The sequence below is a fragment of the Priestia sp. P1_B12_1 genome (assembly GCF_056406695.1).
The window spans coordinates 251,153-272,730 of record NZ_JBFTZR010000004.1 but is presented as its reverse complement, the minus strand read 5'-3'; the positions used below and the strand labels follow the sequence as shown (position 1 = coordinate 272,730).

The 21,578-nt window shown below is 36.7% G+C and carries 22 protein-coding genes; 7 read left to right on the top strand and 15 right to left on the bottom strand.

Annotated elements, in window-relative coordinates:
* The first annotated feature begins 300 nt into the window (after nucleotides 1–300).
* Nucleotides 301–804 (top strand): YehS family protein, encoded by a 504-nt coding sequence (locus AC1D0Y_RS16205; RefSeq protein WP_328249908.1) that lies wholly within the window; start codon nucleotides 301–303, stop codon nucleotides 802–804.
* Nucleotide 805: 1 nt separating this feature from the next.
* The gene (locus AC1D0Y_RS16200; protein ID WP_060745227.1) at nucleotides 806–1,513 is read left to right on the top strand and encodes a M48 family metallopeptidase; all 708 of its coding nucleotides are present in this window, start codon (nucleotides 806–808) and stop codon (nucleotides 1,511–1,513) included.
* Between the two features lie 56 nt (nucleotides 1,514–1,569).
* Here the strand turns inward: AC1D0Y_RS16200 and fbp are convergent, their stop codons facing one another.
* Nucleotides 1,570–3,498 carry a fructose-1,6-bisphosphatase gene (gene fbp, locus AC1D0Y_RS16195; RefSeq protein WP_060745226.1) on the bottom strand — a complete coding sequence of 643 codons (1,929 nt, stop codon included), beginning with the start codon at nucleotides 3,496–3,498 and terminating at the stop codon, nucleotides 1,570–1,572.
* A gap of 713 nt (nucleotides 3,499–4,211) precedes the next feature.
* A complete protein-coding gene (locus AC1D0Y_RS16190) occupies nucleotides 4,212–5,087 on the bottom strand; it encodes a YitT family protein (RefSeq protein WP_013058095.1) in 876 nt (291 codons plus the stop codon).
* 290 nt (nucleotides 5,088–5,377) lie between these two features.
* On the opposite strand from AC1D0Y_RS16190, the gene AC1D0Y_RS16185 reads away from it, so the two are divergent.
* Complete coding sequence (locus AC1D0Y_RS16185; protein WP_013058096.1) at nucleotides 5,378–5,578, top strand: cold-shock protein; 201 nt, start codon at nucleotides 5,378–5,380, stop codon at nucleotides 5,576–5,578.
* 183 nt (nucleotides 5,579–5,761) lie between these two features.
* On the opposite strand, the gene AC1D0Y_RS16180 is transcribed toward AC1D0Y_RS16185, so the two are convergent.
* From AC1D0Y_RS16180 to AC1D0Y_RS16160, 5 genes are all read right to left on the bottom strand, one after another.
* The gene (locus AC1D0Y_RS16180; protein ID WP_169305199.1) at nucleotides 5,762–5,932 is read right to left on the bottom strand and encodes a hypothetical protein; all 171 of its coding nucleotides are present in this window, start codon (nucleotides 5,930–5,932) and stop codon (nucleotides 5,762–5,764) included.
* Nucleotides 5,933–6,241: 309 nt separating this feature from the next.
* On the bottom strand, nucleotides 6,242–6,445 hold the full coding sequence (locus AC1D0Y_RS16175) for a cold-shock protein (protein ID WP_013056405.1): 204 nt from the start codon (nucleotides 6,443–6,445) through the stop codon (nucleotides 6,242–6,244).
* 290 nt (nucleotides 6,446–6,735) lie between these two features.
* Entirely contained in the window at nucleotides 6,736–8,139 is a 1,404-nt protein-coding gene (locus AC1D0Y_RS16170; RefSeq protein WP_013084113.1) for an MFS transporter, read from the bottom strand.
* A gap of 473 nt (nucleotides 8,140–8,612) precedes the next feature.
* On the bottom strand, nucleotides 8,613–8,894 hold the full coding sequence (locus AC1D0Y_RS16165; protein WP_060745225.1) for a hypothetical protein: 282 nt from the start codon (nucleotides 8,892–8,894) through the stop codon (nucleotides 8,613–8,615).
* Between the two features lie 150 nt (nucleotides 8,895–9,044).
* On the bottom strand, nucleotides 9,045–10,259 hold the full coding sequence (locus tag AC1D0Y_RS16160; RefSeq protein ID WP_060745224.1) for a threonine synthase: 1,215 nt from the start codon (nucleotides 10,257–10,259) through the stop codon (nucleotides 9,045–9,047).
* A 474-nt stretch (nucleotides 10,260–10,733) separates the two neighbouring features.
* Between AC1D0Y_RS16160 and AC1D0Y_RS16155 the strand changes: the two genes are divergently transcribed.
* Nucleotides 10,734–11,447 carry a MarR family winged helix-turn-helix transcriptional regulator gene (locus AC1D0Y_RS16155; RefSeq protein ID WP_477707784.1) on the top strand — a complete coding sequence of 238 codons (714 nt, stop codon included), beginning with the start codon at nucleotides 10,734–10,736 and terminating at the stop codon, nucleotides 11,445–11,447.
* 53 nt (nucleotides 11,448–11,500) lie between these two features.
* Entirely contained in the window at nucleotides 11,501–13,030 is a 1,530-nt protein-coding gene (locus tag AC1D0Y_RS16150) for an MDR family MFS transporter (RefSeq protein ID WP_477707783.1), read from the top strand.
* Between the two features lie 176 nt (nucleotides 13,031–13,206).
* On the opposite strand, the gene AC1D0Y_RS16145 is transcribed toward AC1D0Y_RS16150, so the two are convergent.
* From AC1D0Y_RS16145 to AC1D0Y_RS16125, 5 genes are all read right to left on the bottom strand, one after another.
* Nucleotides 13,207–13,497 carry a hypothetical protein gene (locus AC1D0Y_RS16145; protein WP_060745221.1) on the bottom strand — a complete coding sequence of 97 codons (291 nt, stop codon included), beginning with the start codon at nucleotides 13,495–13,497 and terminating at the stop codon, nucleotides 13,207–13,209.
* Nucleotides 13,498–13,534: 37 nt separating this feature from the next.
* Complete coding sequence (locus AC1D0Y_RS16140) at nucleotides 13,535–13,816, bottom strand: hypothetical protein (protein ID WP_235593551.1); 282 nt, start codon at nucleotides 13,814–13,816, stop codon at nucleotides 13,535–13,537.
* A 36-nt stretch (nucleotides 13,817–13,852) separates the two neighbouring features.
* Nucleotides 13,853–14,629, bottom strand: a complete 777-nt coding sequence (locus AC1D0Y_RS16135) for an SDR family NAD(P)-dependent oxidoreductase (protein ID WP_477707782.1) — start codon at nucleotides 14,627–14,629, stop codon at nucleotides 13,853–13,855.
* Between the two features lie 406 nt (nucleotides 14,630–15,035).
* Nucleotides 15,036–15,776 (bottom strand): CPBP family intramembrane glutamic endopeptidase, encoded by a 741-nt coding sequence (locus tag AC1D0Y_RS16130; RefSeq protein ID WP_063611548.1) that lies wholly within the window; start codon nucleotides 15,774–15,776, stop codon nucleotides 15,036–15,038.
* Between the two features lie 78 nt (nucleotides 15,777–15,854).
* Complete coding sequence (locus AC1D0Y_RS16125; protein WP_235593550.1) at nucleotides 15,855–16,301, bottom strand: helix-turn-helix domain-containing protein; 447 nt, start codon at nucleotides 16,299–16,301, stop codon at nucleotides 15,855–15,857.
* Nucleotides 16,302–16,559: 258 nt separating this feature from the next.
* Between AC1D0Y_RS16125 and AC1D0Y_RS16120 the strand changes: the two genes are divergently transcribed.
* Together AC1D0Y_RS16120 and AC1D0Y_RS16115 are read left to right on the top strand one after the other, a co-directional pair.
* Nucleotides 16,560–17,066: a CcdC protein domain-containing protein gene (locus AC1D0Y_RS16120; protein WP_060745218.1), complete on the top strand. Its 507-nt coding sequence runs from the start codon at nucleotides 16,560–16,562 to the stop codon at nucleotides 17,064–17,066.
* 220 nt (nucleotides 17,067–17,286) lie between these two features.
* A complete protein-coding gene (locus AC1D0Y_RS16115; RefSeq protein ID WP_060745217.1) occupies nucleotides 17,287–18,231 on the top strand; it encodes a phosphotriesterase family protein in 945 nt (314 codons plus the stop codon).
* Between the two features lie 88 nt (nucleotides 18,232–18,319).
* Here AC1D0Y_RS16115 and AC1D0Y_RS16110 read toward each other — a convergent pair whose 3' ends face one another.
* The 3 genes from AC1D0Y_RS16110 to AC1D0Y_RS16100 all read right to left on the bottom strand — a co-directional run bounded on the left by AC1D0Y_RS16110 (nucleotide 18,320) and on the right by AC1D0Y_RS16100 (nucleotide 21,545).
* Entirely contained in the window at nucleotides 18,320–19,582 is a 1,263-nt protein-coding gene (locus AC1D0Y_RS16110; RefSeq protein ID WP_477707781.1) for a SulP family inorganic anion transporter, read from the bottom strand.
* Nucleotides 19,583–19,965: 383 nt separating this feature from the next.
* Nucleotides 19,966–20,595 carry a hypothetical protein gene (locus AC1D0Y_RS16105; protein WP_060745215.1) on the bottom strand — a complete coding sequence of 210 codons (630 nt, stop codon included), beginning with the start codon at nucleotides 20,593–20,595 and terminating at the stop codon, nucleotides 19,966–19,968.
* Nucleotides 20,596–20,639: 44 nt separating this feature from the next.
* A complete protein-coding gene (locus AC1D0Y_RS16100; RefSeq protein WP_028409434.1) occupies nucleotides 20,640–21,545 on the bottom strand; it encodes a LysR family transcriptional regulator in 906 nt (301 codons plus the stop codon).
* Nucleotides 21,546–21,578 lie beyond the last annotated feature (33 nt).

The following is a 21,578-nucleotide window of genomic DNA, read 5'->3' as shown; positions in this document are numbered from 1 at the left end:
AAATTTGTCCTATCCGTTCTTAAAAAAATAAAGCTTCCTCAGCTTCCTTTAGCAGACTGCGGAGCCTAATTTTTGTTATGGTAAAGAGTCTGTTCGGGCATAATATGAGCAAATCGTTCTTTTTCAAGAGTTGACGAAGGCTGATAAATATGAGAAGTTATATGTTTGTAGAAATGAATGGAATAACCTAGAATTCCAGCGGAACCTGTTACTATAATTGTACTGATATTGACCAAGTTCGTTCAGATTGTGGCAGTCATGATTTTTACATACAGCAAGCAAGTTATAGGAGGATCAAGAATGGATAATAACGATATTTTAATTAGATTACGATATGCCTTGGATTTAAAAAATACAGAAATGGTAGAGATCTTTAATCTTGGCGGAGTAGACGTAACAAAAGAAGACGTATTAAAGATCCTTACGAGAACGCCGGACGAAGAAGACGAGGATGCAGTTCATGCGGACGAACACATTTCGTGCAGTAACAATATGTTAGATTCTTTTTTAAACGGTTTTATTACCTTTAAAAGAGGAAAACAAGACCCTAAACCAGGGCAAGCACCGCCAGCGCCGGTTCAGAGCAATCAAAATATGTACAACGTCTTATTAAAGAAAGTGAAAATTGCTTTGTCCCTAACCAGTGAAGAGATGTTAGAAGTATTTGATGACGGTGGCATACGTGTATCCAAAGCAGAATTAGGTGCTTTATTACGAAAAAAAGGCCACAAAAATTACAAACCGTGCAAAGAGAATTTCGCACGAAAATTTCTAAGAGGCTTAACCGTACAATATAGAGGATAAAATGATACACACTTTTTCAAATCAGAGTATCCATTATGAAATACGATATAAAAACCGAAGTTCTTTTGCGATTAAAGTAGACGGATACGGAACGGTCGAAGTCCTTGCTCCTAAAGGAACCTCTACTGAACAAGTACGTATGTTATTAGAGAACAACTGGGCATTGATTCAGCAAAAGATAAACGAAATGAAAGATAGAACGCATGGACCAAAGAAAAAAGTCTATGAACACGGAGAACGCTTTTTGTATGTAGGGAAAAACTATCCGATACAGATTCATCACGATTCGACCATTACAAAGGATTCTGTAGTGTTTGAAGCGAACACGCTTCAGATTTATGTCAATCAGCACGACGATGAAGCGATAAAACAAGCGCTCAAACGCTTTTACTATCAACAATGTAAAGCGCTAGTAACCAAGAGTATCTCCTCCTATCAAAAACATTTTAAAATAAAGCCGCGCTCCATTTCGATTTCCGATAGCAAAAAAGCGTGGGGCACGTGTGATTCCAAGCGTCAGCTAACTTTTAACTGGCGGCTGGCAATGGCACCTCAGCACGTCATTGATTACGTAGTCGTTCATGAAATGTGCCATATGGTTCACATGAACCATGACCGGTCTTTTTGGCGCCTTGTCGGGAAAATCATGCCCGATTATCGTGAACAAGAGCACTGGCTGGAAATGTCGAACTGGGAAATGACGGTGTAGCACCGCTAAATAAAAAAGAGCAGAAGCCCCAGAGGCATACTGCTCTTTTTTTATCTTTAACTATAGCGATATTTTCTTAAATCTTTTAAAATAGAAATTTCTTTTAACAATTCTTCTCCGACGTTTGTTTCTAAAACCATTTTTCTTTCTAGCTCTTTGTCAACCAATCGCTTTACGGATAAGACGTCCGTTCCTTCTAATAAAATCTCTTCTTTTGAATTAAAGTGTTTGTGAGCGACTAGCTGCATGCCGTAAGAATTATATAATAATGTATATCCAGCAATCCCTGTTGTAGACTGATACGCTTTTGAAAAACCGCCGTCAATAACAATCATCTTTCCATTTGCTTTGACCGGGTTTTCCCCTTCAATTTCTTTGACTGGCGTATGCCCATTGATAATATGACCATGATCAGGATTTAGATTAAATTCTGCGAGGATGTTTTGGCAGACTTCCTCATTTTCCCGTAAATAGTAGTATGGATTCTTCTTCTCTTTATGCGTTGTTTTATCACTTATAAAATATCTTTCAAACGTCGTCATTGCACGTTTCCCGAAAAGTGATGAATATTCTCCTGTCCATAGGTACCAGACCATATCTGTTGCCAAATCATCCGTTTCTTCAGGATGGGCAAAAGCCTCTTGCAAATAATGTTCAAACACATCAAGCAAGTTGCGGCCTGCATACGTTTTATCTTCAATCGTCATTTTCTCCATGTTTCCTTCTTCATCTAAAGGAATGCAGCCGTGTATTAATAAGTTTCCGTTGTATTTTAAATAAAGACTGCCTTTTTTCATCAGAAACTTCATATGTCTCGCCAGTTTTTCCGAATGCTGCACGGAAAGCAGCAGTCTTTCCATTACCTGCTCTTCTTCTTCTAATAGCTGATCAGGCTGCGCCGGATTAACCGTTGCAAAGCAGCTGTTTTCCAGCGGATACGTGTTTCCGTATATCGTAATTTCATTTTTATCATAATCAATTTTTTCAAGCAACAGCCTTTCTGACATATTAAAGAAAGGACGTCTTTTTATAATCGGACTTTCAAGCTTGAACTGAATCATCGCAATGGCCTGATGAATTTTCGTAATTTGCAGTCGCTCGTGATCGGATAGTTTGTCACTCGAGCTTACTTTTGGTCTAAAAGCAGGATTGTCATCATAATATTTCTCCGCCAAGTTAAGCAGCGGTCTCAGGTTAATGCCATATACGTCTTCAATAATATCTAGATTGTCGTATCTCGCGCAGATACGAATAATATTAGCTAAGCACACTTTTGAACCCGCAAAAGCGCCTAGCCACAGCACATCGTGATTTCCCCACTGAATATCAACGGAGTGATAATTAATGAGCGTATCCATAATTTTATCCGGCTCAGGTCCACGGTCATAAATGTCCCCTACTACGTGCAGATGGTCCACAACCAACCTTTGCGTCGTATAAGCAAGGCCTATAATAAGCTTATCGGCTTGTCCTAGAGAAATAATCTGCTGAACAATCTTTGTATAGTACTGTTCTTTATTTGTAAATTCATCCGTTTTATATAGCAGTTCTTCAATAATGTACACAAATTGATCCGGCAATGCTTTACGCAGTTTAGAACGCGTGTATTTAGAAGAAGCGTACGAAATGAGATTAAGCATACGATCAATGATTTCTGTATACCATTGATAGAGTTCCTTTTTGTTTCGAAACTGTGCTTTAATCAACGGTAATTTTTCTTCAGGGTAATACACTAATGTCGCAAATTCATTGATTTCTTTGTCAGATAATACATCTTTAAAAAGGTCTTTGATTTTCTCTTTTACATTTCCTGAACCATTTCGCAGCACGTGCTGAAAGGCTTGATATTCGCCGTGTAAATCACTGACAAAATGCTCGGTCCCCTTTGGCAGATGAAGAATAGCTTCAAGGTTAATAATTTCGGTTACCACTTTTTCTTCCGTATCATACTTTTGTGCAAGTAAATCTAGATATTTTGTGTTCAAAACTATGTATCCCCTTTCAACGTTCACCATTTAGTATAATCACCGTTATAACCCTTTAAGATAAATTGTGATTATAATGTTACGCACCTCTTATTTAACTCTTTTCTCTCCATGCCTCACCTCTTTATTTTAACCTATTTTACGTATAGGTAAAATGGTATAAAGTCTATTTGTCTATAAAGATTTCCCGGTCTTTTCCCTTACCTCATAGAGAAAGTGATACTATAAAAAAACCTGCTGATCTCAGTCAGCAGGTTCGATACATATGAAAGAAGCGCACATAATCAAGAAAGTTTACTCCGACTTCTACACAATAACAGATTTTTTCCTTCCTAGCTGTGAGATATCTCACAGCGTTAAGACCTTGCTGGTGTTACAATAAAAATGACCTTTCTGAGACAGGAAAAGTCATCCTTTGTATTATATAAGAATCATCATTCTGTTGAATCTCTGTTCTTTTATGTTCAGAGATTTTTTCTGTTGGATGAAGAGAAAAATTATCACACTAATGTCTGCTGATACCTTATCCACCTTAATTCTGACCGTTTCACTTTTTTAGCATATCCGGTTTTAAAGCCCTCCGCTACGCAAGCGGATTTTGCGATATAAAAAAGCAGCGGATGTAAAACATCACGCTGCTTTTCTTATCTATACACCCCAACCTAAAAGTGGATTATTCCAGAGTGTTCGTACAAATGTAGTGATTGGTGAACTTAATGAATATTATTCTTTCTGAAATTACCGCCTTTAACTTCCGCTACGTCATATACCGTAACAAAAGCCGTTGGGTCAATTTCATTGATAATTTCTTTCATTTTACTTTCTTCCAAACGGTTGATTACGCATGTGATTTCCTTAAATTTTTCATGAGAATAACCGCCGTAAGCTTCTTTGTATGTAGCGCTTCGACCTAAACGATCACGTATTGTCTCTACCATTAATGCAGGCTGAGAAGTGATAATCTGGAAGGTTTTTGATCCGCTTAGCCCTACCTCTACAATGTGAATAACTTTGGATGCAATAAAGTATGCAATTGCAGAAAGAATCGCGCCTTGTAGACCAAATACTAATGAAACGAAAATAAATACAAATGCATTTAAGAACAAAATAAGATCACTTGTTCCAAACGGCAGTTTTCGAGAAAGCAGCACGGCCAGCATATCGATGCCATCTAAGGCCCCGCCGTTACGAAGTGCAATTCCCATTCCAAACCCAAGGATAATACCGCCGACAACGGTTACGAGTAGTGTATCTCCTTCAATAATCGCTGGAGTGTGATGCATGAGGCTTGTACCGACAGCTAATGAAACGATTCCGAGGATTGAAAAGATGGCAAAACTTTTACCGATTTGTTGATATCCTAACCATACAAAAGGAATGTTGATAACGGCGATGAGAACCCCAAGTGGCAAGCCAAATAGGTTTGAAGCAACGATGCTAATGCCTGTTACCCCTCCATCTGAAACATGGTTTGGAATTAAGACAGTTTCTAAGCCGTAAGCTGCAATAATTCCTCCGATAATGACCATTAATGCTCGGAAAGCAATTTTTAGCCGCTTAGGCCTGTGATGTTTTTTAGTTGTGTTCATATAATGCCTCACTTTTAAATGTTTTTTACTATTTAAGTGTACCACAAACATTCTCTTTATTTGAACTAAGGAGGCTTACGTATCGTTTTTTAGCTCACATAGTGCAAACATAGATAAAAGAGAAATTGTAGCTGTACAGACTCTACCCTTGCAATAAGTCCCTATTTCTGTTAAGTTTAAGAAGAATTATTTTTGTTCGGCAAAGATTGATAAGTTACATAACTTTCGTCTATAGATTTGAGCAAGGATAGTAATACAATGTGTGCGTGTCACACTAGGAGGCAACAATTATGGAACAAGGTAAAGTAAAATGGTTTAACGCAGAAAAAGGTTTTGGATTCATCGAACGCGAAAACGGAGACGATGTATTTGTACATTTCTCAGCAATCCAAAGCGAAGGCTTCAAATCTTTAGACGAAGGTCAAGCAGTTACATTTGACGTAGAACAAGGTCAACGCGGCCCTCAAGCTTCTAACGTTCAAAAAGCGTAATCCATCATAAATATAAAAAGACAGACTCCATGGAGTCTGTCTTTTTCATTTCCTTGAAAATGTCATAATAAAACCCTATCCACCGAGGAATAGGGCTTATTAATACAAAAATAGTAATCGGTAATACAAATGGTAAATTCAGTATAGCACAGTATAGGCAAAATCCAAACTATAAATCAATATTTATTCATGTTTCATTAATTCTTCTTCAAAGAAAAACGTACTTGGATATTTATCCACTGTATAAGAGTATCTTTTCATATTTTTTACGTAATGGCTTTTTAAGATGATCACTTTTTCATTAGATGCTTTTATATTTACAATTTCTCCATTGGAAAATAAGCTTATACTCATATTCCTCATCCTCTCTCGTATCAAAAATAATCAAATTTTTAACTTTATTTATCGGGAAATATAATGTGTTAATCCAGCGAAGGATAGTTATTTTTGAGACCTTCAGGCGTATATGTACTCCTAAAGTATACAGTTTTATAACCATAAGGGGGTTTTTTCTATTTTTTGGGACACGAGATTTTACATATAGGTAGCTCTGCTTTGATAGCATTCTGTCTCCAATGTCTCTACTTATTTTTTACGTAATCTTTTTAAATTATTAAAATCCAAAGCAAAAAGACCCCTATGTGGAGTCTTTTTTAGTTTTAATTATGCTACTTTATGAACGTTAGCAGCTTGTGCTCCGCGTTGACCTTGTTCGATGTCAAACGTTACTTTTTGACCTTCTTCTAATGATTTAAAGCCTTCACCTTGAATAGAGCTGAAATGTACGAATACATCGTCTCCTCCTTCAATTTCGATAAAGCCGAAGCCTTTGTCTGCATTAAACCATTTCACTGTACCTTGTTCCATAATTGTTGCCTCCTGGTGTGGAATACTCCACGCTTGTATTACTACCCTTGTCCAACCATACTATCTTAAGATAAAAAATTCTATGGAAGACATTTCTCTTCTCTCAATCTTATACCGAACAAAAATAATTAACTTAATCGTAACATACAGAATCAAAGATAGCAAATACAGGGAATGGGATAAATGATTGAATGATAAAAGAGCCTTCTCTATGCGATACAAGGAGAAGGCTCTTTTTAAGTGTTCATATTTTGCGCAGCAGTTAATGCAGCTGCTGCTGTTTATTTACTTTATTTTTCTGTTTGCTCTGTGTGCCACCATAATGAATCTTTTGGATTTTCAACTGCTTCATTGTATTCAGATTTAGAAGCAACCGTTGGGTATGAACCTTTGAGTGATTTTCCTGCCGTGTTCGCAAACAGGAACAAGATTACGAAGAATCCAATGATGCTCACAATCGTTAAATAGAACGCGGGAGCCAAGTGATTGCCCGTTGCGTGAACTAACCATGTCGCAACCAATGGCGTCGTTCCACCAAAGATAGAAACTGAAACATTAAACGTGATCGCTAATGTACGGTAGCGAATATCTGTGTAGAACATTGTTGGCAGCGTTCCTGGCATTGTTCCTTCATACGTAGCAAGTAAAACACCTAGAATAAGAATACCGATTGAAACAAATACTAAACCATTTAAGTTGATTAAATAGAACGAAAAGGCTGACAGTAAGCTCAATCCGCCTAAACCGATTAAGAAAACTTTCTTGTTTCCGATTTTGTCGCTCAGTTTTCCAAACATAAGAGCAAGCGGCACCATTAAAATCATAACTGCCGTAATTAATACCGTACCAACTGTGTTTGATAAACCAATAATTTCATTCAAATAAGAAGGCATGTACGATAATAGCATATAGTTTGTGATGTTAAAGAAAGCCACGGCTACGAAACAAACAAACACATCTTTTTTGTGATTTTTTAAAATAGAGAGGAAGCTTTCTTCTTCAACTTCGTCTTCATTGGAAAGTTCATTTTCAAAAATAGGTGTTTCCCCTAAACTTCTTCGTAAATAAAAACCAATAAGTCCTAAAGGCAATCCTAATAAGAAGGGAATTCTCCAGCCCCATGAGGCCATTTGTTTATCCGACAGAATAAAAAATAGTAAGCTAGCTAGCAGTGAAGCAAGAATATAACCAACAAGTGTACCGATTTCTAGTCCACTTCCAAGCACATTTCGCTTATTATCTGGAGACGATTCTGCAATATACACCATCGCACCAGCATATTCACCACCAGTTGAAAAACCTTGAATGATTCGTGCAATTAATAAAAGGATGGGTGCCCATATACCGATTTGATCATATGTAGGTAATAACCCAATGAGTAACGTGGAAAAGGCCATTAAAATAATGGTGGTGGTTAAAACGACTTTCCTTCCTAACTTGTCCCCAATTCTACCGAATATAACACCGCCTAATGGACGCATTAAAAAGGCAATCGCAAATGTAGCAAATGTGAACACTAATTTGAGCTGATCATTTTCAACTGCGCTAAAAAAGTTTTGACTAATAATTACGGCTAAATATGAGTACAAGCCAAAGTCAAACCATTCCATCGCGTTTCCTACTCCTGTAGCAAAGACGCTTTTTTTAGCTTTGTCAATATCTACGACGTTAATTTTTTTCTTATTAAACTTCATTTCATTACGTCACCTCCGCGGTATACGATTATACAAGACTGAGTAGTAAAGTCAAATTTGACTTACTGTATTTCACACTTAAATGTGTTGTAACTCTCTTTATTTTTAAGTAAAAAACAAAAACTATTCATGTGATGTTAAATATTAAAAAAGGTTATGGCTAAAGGGATTGAAGCCAAAAAATGCTGAGGAAGGAACGCTAACAAATAAATGAATTAAAACCAAAATAAACTTTTTTTATTTCAACGTACAATTTATTGCTATTTAAAAAACGATTTTCACCTAAAATAGGGATCGTTTTCGATGGAATTACAGTCGCTGAAATAGTAACTTGTTGTTAAAGATAGCGCATTCACAATGTTATTGGTAGCAATTTCCGCTCAGGTTATCTGACAATTATTGTTACAACCCATTAGATATAAGCTTTATTTTTGTAATAGATACCCTGTTTCTATTACAAAAATTATGTAGCCTTAAAATAAATATAAAGCTCGTTCTAACAAGTGCAGCAATGGATGATTCGGTCCATAGAATAAAACTTTAAAAGTTGGCTGGGATTCGAGGGATAAAAATTCAACTCCTTTCTCCGTATAATCATTCGTGGCTTCAAGTAAGTTTTCTACTGTAAAAGCAGGCTGGTTTATAGTGCTACTTTTGGCATATTCTTCAACTTGTGTAATATGCCAGCTCCACTCCCTCACCACGCTGTTTTTCAGGATAGAAAGATACTCTCTTTCTTCTCTTAGATACCCCATAAGACAAACTTTAAACCTAAATACACCCGTATAGTTTTGAACATAAAGATTCAGACTTATTACATTTATTTACATTAAATAAGCGTTTTATCTGCGATAAAATAAAAAAATAGACCTTCGCTTAGAAGAAGATCTATTTTTTTACTTGCTTTATTTTTTAGTAAGCCTGCCATTTCGCTCTAAAACAGGGACTTCAATATCTACCGTGTTTGGATATTTAACTCCAAGCCCTGTATTTAAAGCCACAACCGTTTCGTTTTCTTTGATCCAGCCTTCTTCTCGTAAACGGCGTGCAGCTAGAAATGTAGCAGCGCCTTCCGGACAAATGAACGAACCTTCAAGCTGTGCAACCTTTTTTTGTTCTTCCACAATTTTATCTTCGTCGACCGCAATCGCGCATCCATTTGTATTGTATACAGCTTCTAAAACAAGAAAGTCTCCGATTGCTTTTGGTACGTTAATCCCAAAGGCAATGGTTGAAGAATCCGGCCAAAATTCAGATTCTTGTTTTCTTTCATTCCATGCTTTTACAATAGGCGCACAGTTTTCAGCTTGTACCGCAACTAAACGAGGAAGATCACCTTTAATCCAGCCAAGCTCTTTTAATTCATTTAACGCTTTATAGATGCCGATTAAACCAACCCCTCCTCCTGTTGGATATAAAATCACATCAGGGAGATTCCAAGAAAACTGTTCAGCAATTTCCAGGCCCATTGTTTTTTTACCTTCGATTCGGTACGGCTCTTTAAGCGTAGAAGCATCATATAGACCCCAGGCTTTAATAGCTTCACCGACAATTTTACCCGCATCGCTAATAAGTCCATCTACTAAGTAAAGGTCAGCGCCAGCGACAGCACACTCATTTCGTGTAATAACAGGCGCATCTTTTGGCATCACAACAGTTGCTTTTATGTCAGCGCGTGACGAATAAAGCGACCAAGCGGCTCCGGCGTTCCCATTCGTAGGCATCGCTAACTGTTCAACGCCCAGTTCTTTTGCTTTTGACACCCCTACAGCGGCACCTCTAGCTTTAAATGATCCTGTTGGAATAATGCCTTCATCTTTCATATATAAGTTTGGAATGTTCATTTCTTTACCTAGCTTAGGCATTTTTATAAGCGGAGTCATCCCTTCTCCTAAGGAAACGACGTTTTCTGGATCTTCTACTGGAAGCAATTCATGATATCTCCATAGATTCGGTTCTCTGCTTTGGACATCTTCTGGACTTAGATTGTCTTTCAGTCTCTCTAAATCATACGCTACTAATAAAGGTGAGCCACATTCACATAATTGATGTTTTTCTTTTGGACTATATTCTTTTTTACATTTAGGACAATATAAGTGAGAAACATAACTGAACGGCATCATACACACTCCTTTAAGGTTGGTAAACATTAAACATAATATCTTATATAAAATATTATAGTATTTTTATCAGAATTGTAAGGTATGATTTACCCATCATTTTTTGAATAGTAATAAAAGCATAAAAACCCCTGTTATAGTAGGGTTTTTATGCTTCTTTCCACTTTGTTTATATTCTTTTTTAAAAGTCAACATCAGTGAATTTAAATAAACACGCGAAAAGAAATGTAATTTGCACTTTATCTATAGGAATAATCATTTAAGAAGGAGTAACTGCTCTTCGAGTTTCACCACAGAAACGTTTACTGCTATTCAAAACAAAATTTACTTAGCAAGACTTTTCTTCAACTATTCAGCTTTTATCTATATGTTTAACTTTGTCAAAGTATATTTTTTATAAGATATTGACATTTTAGTAAGGTACCTTTACTATTTGATAAGGTACCTTATCTTTTTGAGAAGATAAAATTTTTTGTGCAGATAAGGATAACGTTAATTAGCAAGGAGGTTTTTACCATGAATGAAAGAGATAACGAATATTTACACGAGCAAGATTTGATTGATCAATTTTTCAGGTTCCAGAGACAGCTGGCAAGATACCAGCGACACTACTTTGTTAATCGAAGAGATGCTGGAGCACTAGGTGATCAGCACCGGGGGCAAGGACGGATATTAAAATTATTAAAATTGCAGCCTAAAACTACACAAAAAGAGCTGTCGTACTTACTGGATATGAGACCTCAGTCAATAGGTGAATTACTTAGTAAGTTAGAAAGAAAAGGTTACATTGTTCGTACGCCATCTGAGAAAGATCGGCGAGTACTTTCCGTTGAGCTAACAGAATCCGGACTAGAAGCTATCGAGGCTACGGAGGAACAAGACAATAACTCAGGCATCTTTGATGTTCTTTCAGAAGAAGAGCAGGATACTCTTTCACATTTAATGCAAAAGTTAAATACTTATTTAGATGAAGAAATGTTAAAACAAGGTCATGATGAAAATCAAGAATTTCGACGCCATAATGACCTACGAGGATTTGGACCTCACCACAGATTTTTTGGTGGTGATCCAGAGCATGGTCCAAGAAGTTTTGGACGCGGACCTTGGGGAGATGGTGCTGAATTTAGAACACCGAGATTTAGAAACCCAAATCCCCGAGAGACTAATAGAGATAATAACGAGAAATGATTCACATGCTGTTTAGTGACTATTTCTACTAATTTCACGAGAGGAAACGCAATATGGAAAACATCTCAAATGTTGGAGAACAAGTTTCAAATAATAAAAACAATAAAGTATTAGTAATGGCTGGATTGATGATTGGAATCATTTTTTCTGAGCTTGATGAAACGGTGGTAAATACAGCCATGCCAACGATTATACGTGATCTTGGCGGATTATCTATGTATGGCTGGGTTGCAGGAATCTATATGCTAGCGCTATCTGCTTTTATGCCTATACTAGGAAAATTAGCCGATTTATTTAGTCGAAAAAAAGTCTACTTCGCTTCTATGGCCTTCTTTATTGGAGGATCTATTATATGCGGCCTTTCTCATTCTATGATTATGCTTTTAATTGGACGAGGAATTCAAGGACTTGGCGCGGGTGGCTTAATGCCATTAGCCATGACGATTTCGAGTGATTTATTCCCTATTGAACAACGAGCAAAAGTTCAAGCGTTTATGGGTCCAGTTATGTTTATCCCTATGCTTTTAGGTCCGTTAATGGGCGGCTTTTTTGTAGATCAAGCAAGCTGGCACTGGATTTTCTTCGTAAATATTCCTGTAGGATTAATAGCAGTCATTTTTTTAGCAAGTGGGTTAAAAGAAACACATGAAAGAAAAAAAGTAAAGATTGATTGGGCTGGAGCCGTTCTTCTGGTAGCTGCGATCATTTCGTTATTAATTACGCCTGTTTTGGTCGAGAACGAAGGATATGCGTGGAGCTCTCCATTCATCATTTCGCTACTATGCGTAGGCGTACTTTTAATTGTATTTTTCATTTGGGTAGAATCAAAAGTGGTTGAACCTATCGTACCGCTGCATCTATTTAAAAATCGTAATATTTTAGTATTATCGCTGCTTGTTTTTACTGTAGGTTGTGGATTAATGGGATCATTCTCATCGTTCCCTTACTTTGCACAAAACGTATTAGGCCTTACCCCTACGGAATCTGGGTATTTAACTTTGCCCATGATGATAGGTGCTGTTGCAACTTCAATCGTTTCTGGGTTTCTATTAACAAAAGTTCGGTACCGCGAATTATTCGTGATTTCTTTCATTATGCCTGTTATCGGCTTTTATTTATTTTCTAAGTTAAATATTAGTACCACTACCCTGCAGGTTATCGTTTTCTTTTTCATCACAGGGCTTGGCTTAGGCGTCATGTTTGGGGGTGATAACTTAATTGTTCAAGAATCCGTAGAAAAAGAACACAAAGGGATTGCATTAGCAACCGTTCCATTGTTTCAGTCTATTGGCGCAACTGTGGGAGTAAGTATGTTTGGTACACTATTATCTTCCACACTTACTTCAAAGCTAAGTAGTTTAGGTGATGAATTACCAAAAAGTATGGCAGATAATATGAATAGCCTGGTAGCAGGAGGAATTCCAAACGGCCTTACTCCAGAATTATTTATAAAAATCAAAGTTTTATTTATTGAATCATTTCAGCATATCTATACTTACGCGTTTGTGCTTACGATCATTTCCTTTGTTTTATGCTTCTTTCTAAAAAAAGAAGTGCTATCTTCAAAACCAGAAGAGGAATAAAAGAGATTCATACTTTAGTCAAAAGTTTATTTGTACAACGATGGTTCCCAAAAATGAAAAAGCCAATTCGAATTTAACTCGAATTGGCTTTTCTTATTAATAGATTAAAGATTTTACTTTAGTTATTTCGGAGTCATATTACTATCAGCTTTACTCTTGATTGTTCTTTCTTTTTCTTAAATAGATTTATTCGCACTCTCTTTCTTAAAGACTCCTATTAACAGCGTAACAAGTCCTACTAAAAAGAAAAACGGAAACAATAACATCATTAAGGCAACTCCTGCAAAACCTTCTTCCTGGCTAATTGCAAACAAAATTGAAACGGCCCATGAAAAGAACGGAGCTATGATCACTATGGTTGTTGTCCCCCACACTATATATTTTCTTTTAGCCGATTTTCCTTGGCTTAGTCCGCTTGCAAACATCAGACCTAATACTAAAACAAGTAATGCAACTCCAATTGCCATTTCACCACCGCCTTTAGCAGCTATTTTATTTCTGACTTTAGAGAGTTTTCTTTTTTGCCTCTTGAACGGAAATGAATACACTTGTAATAACGAGTAAGATCAAACCTTCTCCGATAATCATCAAACCTTTTATTTGAATGTCTAGAGCATCAAACCCGCTTACGTTGGCAAAAGCGTAAAAAAGTAAAAATAAACCGAATAATACAGTAACTAAGGAACTAAAAAGAGCAGCTATTCTTTTGTTACATACGATACTTACAAAAAGTAGTATCACAAACATTATACTAATGGCCATACAATTAGTTAGAATAAAAGACATACACACCCCCTTAAATACCTTTTTATTTCATTAATCTTACTCAAACCTAAACCCAATTCCACCATCTACAATAATGTTTTGACCCGTAACAAAAGAAGCGTCATCCGAAAGAAGCCACTTTACTGCTTTTGCCGCTTCAAGGGGATCACCAATTCTGCCTAGCGCGTTTAGCTTTTGATAGGATTCATTAAGCTTTGCTTTTTCCTCTGAAGATAGATTTGAAAATCTTTCTTCTAACATAGGCGTACGAAATGCGCCTGGACAAAAAGAGTTAATTCTTATATTTTGATGGCCATATTCTTGAGCAACTGATTTCGTTAAAGCGATCACACCGTTTTTCCCAGCCGCATATACGCCAGTCTCCGCTGAGCATAAAATCGCATCCATTGATGATGTATTTACAATTACACCGCTGTTTTGTTTGGTCATTACCTGCAGCTGATACTTCATACAAAGCCATACACTTTTTAACGTAACGTTGATCAAATGGTCAAAGTCTTCTTCTTTGAATTCATGCGTAGCACTAGAGGACGCCTCTGTGTTAGCCGCATTGTTAAAGCCCACGTCAATTTTTCCAAATGTAGAGTATGTTTGGTTAACAAGGTTTTTAACATCTTGACTATTCGTCACATCGGTTTTGATAAAAAGAGATCGAGGAGACCACTTTTTTAATCTAGAAAGAGCTTCTTCTCCTTTTTCACTATTTCTAGAAGCGATCACAACATGCATGCCCTCTTTTGCGAGTAATTCCGCTGTTGCTAAACCAATCCCCGACGTTCCACCCGTAATAATACCTACTTTTTCTTCAAACATACGTTTCTCCCCTTTTGCGTTCAATAAAATCACGACAAATTAAATTTAGCAGTATTAGTCATAAGAGTTATTCAGCTTTGGATAGATTAATACCTGCTTCGAAACTCTAAAAAGAGAGTGAGACATAACTAAAGCAATTCAATCTACAGGCGAGCAAATTGGAGAAAAGAGCTAGTATAGGTCACTTGCTACACCGCTGTTGATTTCCGTGCAAGCCCTCGCTTTCCGCGGGCGGCCGGTGAGCCTTGCCCTCCAATCAACCCCTAGAAGCACCCACCCACATAAACGAAACCTACGTTCATCACAACAACAAAAAATCCGAACGAGTTTGATTCTCCATCAAGAATCTCCATTCATCGTTCAGATTTTTCTTTAACTAAAATACTGTTGTTGCAGTCTCTTTTGATTAGCTACTAATCTGATGTTGAGAAACAGGTAAAGTAGATTTTCGATTCCATAAATAAAAGGCATATCCGCTTAAAAATAGAAGCAGCGCGTAATTAACAAGGAAAGAATCGTTAGCGTCGACAGGGCTTGTAAACTGGAGAAAATTGTTTAAGCCGTGGAATGCAATCGTAATTCCAATCGATTGACCATTAACGATTAGCAAAGCCAGTACCATCCCAATAACAAATGCAAATAAAATTTGAAAAATTGTATTTGCTACCGATTGACCGCTTAGCATATTCAAACTGTGCGTAAAAGCAAATAGGAACGATGATAGAAGAACGGTCATTTTATAGCTTTTTGATAACAACAGATTAAGGATAAATCCTCTAAATACCATCTCTTCTACAAATGCTATGACTAGAGTTTGGGTAAGCAAAACAAGAATAAGATCAACAATGGAATTTCCGTGTACACCTTTGTTGCCAATGAGGATAATAAGCAAATACAAAAGAAGCGGAGAAAGAAACAGGATTCTCGTTCTAAACGACATGTTTTGTTGAAAGGAGAAAAAATGCGGCCACTTTTTTGTTTTTGTTAGATAAAATGCTATTCCAATCGCCAAAGGGACGATTCCTAAAAACTGAAGATAATGTGCAGTAGGATGCGTCATGCTCACGTATGCACCGTTTACCACAAACCAAAAGATAACTAAGATTTCTAGGCCAATAACTTTCCACAAAAGCTTTGACTTGATCATCACTACGCCACTTTTCTGCTTTAGGTTTCATTGATAACTATACTATTCGTTTTAAGGGTTTTATATGTTTTCACCTTTTTATCCTTGTTCATAAAAATCCTTTTTGACATCTTTTAAAAGTTTTAAGATGTTTTTATAAAAACAAGTAATTAACATGCCCGCGATGTTGGTGACCATCATAATTGTAAGATTGCCGATAATCAGGCTAAGAAAAGTACCAAGAAACATAATACCTATTCCGATATAAAAACCTGGGTGAAGCAGTTCATCGTCGTCTTCTTTTTCTTCTTCAATAATGTTTATTTTGTTTTGTAACGCAGCATCACTTTTAATAAATTCATCAATGGTTGTTCCATAGATGTCCCCTAGCTTCAAAAGATGCTGAATTCCAGGGTAGCTCTGATTATTTTCCCACTTATGTATGTTTTGTACAGATACACCCACTTGCTTAGCAACCTCTTCTTGAGACATTTTTTGTTCTTCTCTTAATTTTTCTAGCTGATTTCCTAACCTCAACTCATTCACCTCTATAACTATGGCAGCGTGTAAACGGAACCTGCTTGCACTATGTTTTCTCGTTTCCTACAATTCTAACATATTGTGGTAAAAAAAAAGAAACAGTTAATGTGGCGTATACCAAAACCTACAAGGGCAGTGATAAAAAATAGTGAGAATTCTCATGTGTAAAAAATGAAAGAATGCACTTTTATCTTCATCCTTTTATTGTTTATACTAAATAGTGGATTGTACGAACGTAGAAATAAAAAAGGAGGCAAAATAACAATGGAAATGCTGCTTATTTATATATTTGTTATCGCTCTTATTGGACTCATTATTTGGAGGAAGATGAAAAAGAAAAATAAGCCCATTAAAAAGAATGGACTTGGTATATTAGCACCTATTTTTTTCATATTGATTGCATTTTCACTTAGTCTAAGTCAGCTGATGCACATACCGGGCCAGCCCTTTCACTTACCACCCTACTGGGAAATGCTTATTGCTGGTGTATTAGGTGTTATATTCGGGCTCATTATGCTTAGCCAAACGGCCTATGAAGTAAGAGAAGACGGCTTCATTTACTCAAAGCCAAATAAAAATTTTAAATATGTGATTATTGCTATTATCTTCATAAGAATGGCTTTGAGCCAGTACTTTAAAGGTTTAGATTCGATAGACTTCGCGGTCTTAACGATGACGCTAGCCTTTATATATATTGTTATTTGGAGAGTTGGCAGCTATCTAAAATTCCGTAAATTAAACGGTGATCATTACAGCGTAAATGCTGGGTAATCATCAATATGAATGGTCCTTCTTTCTGCTTGGAAAGAAGGATTTTTTGTCATAGGGAGTAAAAGTACCGCCTGTTGTGTAAGACAATAAATATGTTGTATAATACAATATGTGTTTTTTATAACGGTAGTCCATATATAAAAATAAAACAGATTAAATTAAAAATGTACCTGGTCACCCGCTTTTTAATTTACAAGTAGATTATGAAAGGAATCATACTATGACATTTATCAATTCTGTAACAGGCCCAGTCAACGCGTCAGAACTAGGGTTAACGTTAATTCATGAGCATATGCGCGTTCGTTCTGAATCTGTTCACGCACAGTTTCCTCATTTATATGATGAAAAACAAGAAATCGCAAAAGCAGTCGAACAAGTAAATCGCGCAAAGAAGCTCGGAGTCAAAACAATCTGTGATCCTACGGTGATGGAACAAGGGCGAGATATTCGTTTTATTGAAAAAATTGCCCGTGAAACGGACACTCAAATCATCGCAGCTACGGGAATTTATACGTATAACTACATCCCTACCCATTTTCAAACTCGTAGCATTGACTATATGGCAGACCTGTTTGTTCGAGATATCGAAGTCGGCATTCAAAACACGTCGATTAAAGCAGGCTTTCTAAAATGCGCTACAGATGCACCTGGCGTAACGGCCGATGTAGAAAAAGTAATGCGTGCCGTGGCACGCGCTCATAAAAAAACGGGCGTGCCGATTATGACCCATTCACATCCTGCAAGCGGAACAGGCTTAAAGCAGCTTGATATCTTACTGGATGAAGGTGCTAACCCAAGTCAAATTCTGATTGGACATACGGGAGATACGGATAACCTTGAATATATTTCAAACATTTTAAATCAAGGGGCTTTTATTGGAATGGACCGCTACGGTTTGACAAGAGAATGTTCAACTGAAAATAGAAATAACACGGTCATTGAGTTAGCCAAACAAGGATACTCAAACCGCATGTTTCTATCACAAGACTACTGCTGTACAATGGACTGGTTTCCAGAAGGCGTAATTGAAGAACGTTTTCCAAAATGGTCAATGAGCTTTATGTTAGAAGAAGTCGTGCCGGAATTAAAAAGAAAAGGCGTAACTGAACAGCAGATTCAACACATGCTTTTTGATAACGCCCGCTGTTGGTTTGAAGGAAAGTAATTGAGATAGTCTTTTTCATTACTACTAAAACCCCCACTGTCTAAGCCTACAGCGGGGGTTTTTACGCGTATTATTTTGTATGCTTACATTAACCAGTTTTTCTTAATAGCTTTTGTTTTTCTTGACTCTTTTTCACCATAAAGCGTACACCACACAGGCATAATCCAACGGCTATTCCTACTGTCAAGTTTGTAAATACCGTTAACAAAAAAGTCGTGAGTAAAACCAGCGAATGAAATGATCTTTCTTTTATCACTTTTGCAAACTGTTCTTTTTTACTTATATTCCATGCTACGACCATCAAAACTGGCGCGAGACTGGCAAGCGCCACGTATGAAGCATACGGCGCAAGCACCAAGAGCACAATCAACACAAAGATAGCATGAGTGATTCCTGCGATTGGAGATGAAGCTCCGTTTTTAATATTGGTAACCGTTCTTGCAATCTCTCCTGCCGCGGGAATACCTGAAAACATCGGCGTTACCATGTTTACGATTCCCTGGCCACTCAGTTCTTTTTTGCTGCTGTGCTTTGACTTTGTCATTTCATCCGCAACGCGAGCTGTCAGCAAAGACTGTAACCCTACAAGTACAGCAATTACAAACGCAGAAGGTAAAAGAGTTACCACCCTCTCCACTGTTATATCTGGAAACGCTGGCGCCGGGAAATGACGAGGTATCTCTCCGTAAATCGAACCAATCGTTTCAAACTGATTTGCAAAGAAAAAAGATGCTAATCCCGTTGATACAATAATTCCAAGTAAATAGGACATTCCCAGCGACTTAGGCGAAAAGTAAAGAACAATTAAAATCGTAGCTAAGCACAATCCTGCTGTAGCGATACTATAGATGTTGATGAAGTGTAAATTACCAAAGATCTCTTTTATATTCAAATGAAAATACTGATATTTTTCAATAGAGTGTAACCCAAGGAAGTTTGGAATTTGTCCGCTGAAGATAATCAGCGCAATCCCTGACTGAAATCCAACAATAATAGATGACGGAAAATACTTGATTAAAGCTCCTACTTTGCATAGCGCAAAGATAATGAGGAGAATCCCTGACATAAAGCCGGCAATTAATAAGTTTTCATAGCCATATTGCAACACAATTCCTAATAAAACAGGAACAAACGCACCCGTAGGTCCAGCGATTTGAAACCTACATCCACCTAAAATAGCAATTAACAATCCCGCTACAATCGTCGTATAAAGTCCTGTAACAGGCGATATTCCAGAAGCTATCGCAAATCCTAACCCTAAAGGTATAGCTATAATGCCAACAACAATACCCGATAGTATATCTTTCTTCAAATGCTGCAAGGAGTAATTTCGAAAAACCTCTAGATTCATAAGTGTACATCAGCCTCCATTTTAAGTAGTGAGGTTACCCATTCGTATTTTCGTCATACAACCTTATTGAGCTTTCAACCATTCAAAATAAGGTGGACTACTCGATTACTTTTATTTTAAAGGAGACAACTTACAAAAAAATAAAGGAGAAATTAGAAGTTTCTTAGACAGTTATTAAAATTTTCTTAAAAATTCTTACTTTTTATTCTTTTAGTTATTTTTCAACTAAACTGCGCTTCTCAGTAATGAATAAAGCAAGAAATCTAAACAGGTGAAATCTACGTTCATCCTAACAAAAAAAACGAACCACCCATCAAACATGTTGATCAAGAGTCCGTTTTTCACTTGAGCTAACATACGTTTGTCCCAGGCTCGTTTTTTTACTAATAAGATATATAATACCAATTCCTTTGTAACTTTTTTATTTCTTCAAACTTCAGACCAAAATCGCCCGATGAAGGTTTACGGTTGTTTGGGTCATACACAAAGCCTGAGAAATGACCTAAGATCCCAAGGTTTGTAAAGAAAAGTACGGAGGTTGCCTTTCCTTTGGTTTCTACTGCGACATCATCTCGACCTCTAGATACGCTCACATACTCTTTCGGCAGATCAATTAGTGATGAGAGGTCGGGTTCATTGGGTAAAAAATGGAACGATGGATAGTTGGCTTCATCGGGTTTCAGAACACCTTTTTGTATTTTAGCTGCCACTTCTTCTCTCTTCTGCTGATGGAGTTTAAAGTTTATGTCTAAATTAAGCTGCTCAAACGGAATGAAGAACCACAGCACAACGGTTATCACTTGAATGACTAAAGGCAGCCACTTTCTACTGCTAAACAGATAAATTCCTGTCCACAGCGTTAGTAGTAAAAAGAAAGGAATGACAAAGAATAACCATATATACGGACTTACGTATTTCCCTATCCAATCATCTAAATCCCATTGAAACAGTGACAATAAAAAAACAAGTAAACTACTACATAACGATAAAATTAAGGTTAAATGACGTTTCACACATTTCCCTCTCTCTGAAATAATTCTTTTTTAACCTTCATTCTTTATAATTCGTTATTTACTATAGTTCTATGAATCCGCTTTAAGAATTCTCTTATTATTCTAGAAAGACCATTATTAGCGTTATAAAAGTAGCCAAAAGAATAAGTTTTGTAATGCGGAGGAGCAAAGTTAACGACTACATATTGATCACTTCTAGATAAGCCGGCATCTGTTTTAAATGCGTAGTCAAATCCTATATTTATTGCCGTATTATTTTCCAATGTATTACGAATTGTATCTACATTATTGGTAGTAAACAAGATATCAAATGGTAATGAACTAAAACCTTTCATAAATTCCTGAATATATTTATCGTTATATAAAACAATTGGCTGGTTGAGCAACATCTCTTCAGTAATGAGTGTTTGTTTGGCTAATGGCGACTTCTTATTTACTGCAGCTACCATATGGCCATCTAATAACTTTTTAAATACCAAGTTCCGATACTTTGTTTCTTCTTTTTCTGTATAAGTAATAAAACCTACATCTACCTCCCCCTCTAGAACTTTATCTATAATATACTCGGTGCTATTTTCATAGACAGAAGCCTTTATGTTCGGATATTCTCTTTTAATTTCTGTTATTAAGTGAACGAGAATCTCCATTGGTCCTGGGTAGGTTGCAATCTTTATTTCACCATTCATTGTATTTGTATACGCTTCTGCTTCATCCATAAATTCTTGAATTTTCAATAAAGCAGAATTGGCCTTTTCAATTAACCTATGACCTTCTTCAGTTGGAATAGATCCTCTTCTAGAACGATGAAAAATCATTATATTTAGTTCTTTCTCTAAATTTTTTATAGATTGGCTTAGTGCAGGTAACGTAATATGCAGATTATTAGCTGCTTCTTTTAGTGAACCCGTTTTATCTATTTCCACCATATGTTTTAACTGTTCAATATTCATAATGCCCTCTTTTTCTTTTAGTTAAGTATTACT